Consider the following 528-nt stretch of genomic DNA (forward strand, 5'->3'; position numbering starts at 1 on the left):
CGCAAATTACGCGAAGCGTTCAACAATAATGTCATCGGCATGTTTAACAAACAGTGCGCCTTTCTCTTTCATCTCTGCGATCACGCTGTCGACCGTATCTGGCAGAACGGCGCGAGTTGCAGCTAGATTCACAATCACCTTAAAGCCGAGATCTAACGCTTGCATAACGGATTGCTTGACGCAGAAATCGAGCGCTAGTCCACCAACTACGACGGTATCTATTTTATTGCATTTCAGAAACTCATTTGCGCCCGTAGTTTTGGTGTCAGCCACGTCATGGAAGAAGATACCGTAAGGATGCGCGTCCGGATCCATCCCTTTATTGACTTGGAAATCGTAGTCAAGCACTGGAGGTAACCCATCCAGAAGCTCTACGCCTGTTGTGCCAAGCACACAGTGGCGATTCCATTTTACGTCGACATTTGGCAAGCCAACGGGCTCTAGCATGTTCGCGGGCGTTTCTGCATCCCAAGCGGCTTTTGGTGGGTGCAAGTCACGGCTTACTAGCTTCAAGCGACCTTTCGCATG

The 528-nt window shown here is 49.8% G+C and carries 1 protein-coding gene; it reads right to left on the bottom strand.

Annotation, left to right across the window (positions count from 1 at the left end):
* Positions 1-6: 6 nt before the first annotated feature.
* Positions 7-528, bottom strand: a 522-nt coding sequence (locus R7P74_RS29040) for an isochorismatase family protein (RefSeq protein ID WP_318124175.1), incomplete at its 5' end; no start/stop codon positions are given.

The organism is Vibrio sp. 2033 (genome assembly GCF_033339735.1).